General features: G+C 68.0%; 1 protein-coding gene and 1 pseudogene. Both read right to left on the bottom strand.

The window, feature by feature from the left end:
* The coding region (locus tag ACFWPJ_RS32325; protein ID WP_378857253.1) for an aldehyde dehydrogenase family protein at positions 1-1,337 on the bottom strand (1,337 nt) is incomplete at its 3' end.
* A 15-nt stretch (positions 1,338-1,352) separates the two neighbouring features.
* A pseudogene (locus ACFWPJ_RS32320) lies at positions 1,353-1,618 on the bottom strand (alcohol dehydrogenase); the annotation flags it as partial.

The following is a 1,618-nucleotide window of genomic DNA, read 5'->3' as shown; positions in this document are numbered from 1 at the left end:
CAGGCCTTGGACACATCCCTGGTCCACACCGAGGCGGCCAGTCCGTAGGGCGTGTCGTTGGCCGCCGCGGCTACGCCCTCCTCGGCGTTGAACGGGGTCGCCACCACGACCGGACCGAAGATCTCCTCGCGGTACACGCTGAACGAGGACTCGACATCGACGAACACCGTCGGTTCGACGAAGTAGCCGCTCTCACCATGGCGGCGCCCGCCGGTCAGTGCCCGCGCACCCGCGCGCAACCCGGCATCGACGTAGCCGAGGACCCGGTCGAGCTGGGTCTGCGACACCAGCGGGCCGACGTCGGTGGCCGGGTCGAGACCCGAGCCGATCCTGCTGGCCGCGGCGACCTCGGCGACACCCTGGGTGAACTCGTCGAAGATCTTGTCCTCCACCAACAGCCGGGTGCCGCTGGTGCAGGTCTGGCCCTGGTTGAACAGAAACCCCGACGCCGTGCCAGGGATCGCCAGGTCCAGGTCGGTGTCGGCGAAGACGACCTGCGGGCTCTTGCCGCCGAGCTCGAGGCTGACCTTCTTCAGGTTGCCCTTGGCGGCGTCGACGATGAGCTTGCCCACCTCGGTGGAGCCGGTGAAGGCGATCTTGTCGACATCGTCGTGGGCGGCCAGCGCGGCACCGGCGTCGCCGTAACCGGTGACTACGTTGAGCACGCCGTCGGGCAGCCCGACCTCGGCCAGGATCTCGGCCAGGCGCAGGGCGGTGAGCGGGGTGTCCTCGGCGGGCTTGAGGACGACGGTGTTGCCGGTCGCCAGGGCGACGGGAATCTTGAACGCGGCCATGAGCAGCGGGAAGTTCCAGGGGACGATCGCCCCGCATACGCCGATCGGCTCGCGCAGCGTGTACGCATGCCACTGGGTCCCGGGCGCCCACGGTACCGACACCGGGATGGTGCGGCCTTCGATCTTGGTGGCCCACCCGGCGTAGTACTCGAAAAGCTCGGCGACCCAGGTGATGTCGACGGCCTGGGCGACGCCGGCGGACTTGCCGTTGTCGAGCGATTCCAGCTGGGCCAGCTCCTCGGCATGGGCGTAGATCGCCTCGCCGGCGCGGAACAGCAGACGCTGGCGCTGGGCCGGTGTCCACAGTGACCACTCGCCCTCGAACGCGGCACGTGCCGCGCGCACAGCGCGGTCGACATCGACGGCTTCGGCGTGGGCGACCTCGGTCAGCACCTTTCCGGTGGCCGGGTCACGGGTCTGGAAGGTGCGGCCCGAGGCCGCGTCGACCCAGCGGCCACCGATGAACAGCTGCTTCGGCGTGGACAGCCAGTCACGCACCTGCGGCAGCACCGGGGTGGTGGTGGGCTCGAGTACTTCAGTCATCGTTGTGCCTCCGGATCAGGAGTGGTCGTGCACGAGCACGCCGCGGATGTTATGGCCGTTGAGCAGGTCGTCGTAGCCCTGATTGACCTGGTCGAGGGTGTAGGTACGGGTGATGAGCTCGTCGAGCTTCAGGTCGCCGCTCTGGTAGAGACCGAGGATCTTGGGGATGTCGACGGTCGGGTTACAGTCGCCGAAGAGACTGCCGCGCAGCTCCTTCCGGAACAGCGTCAGGATCGAACCGGGGAGCTGGATATTTATCTCGACCAGCATGTTGTGTACGG

The sequence above is a fragment of the Nocardia sp. NPDC058497 genome, assembly GCF_042720195.1.
GTDB lineage: Bacteria > Actinomycetota > Actinomycetes > Mycobacteriales > Mycobacteriaceae > Nocardia.
The sequence above is the reverse complement of the archived record's forward strand: the minus strand, read 5'-3'. Positions and strand labels throughout refer to the sequence as shown.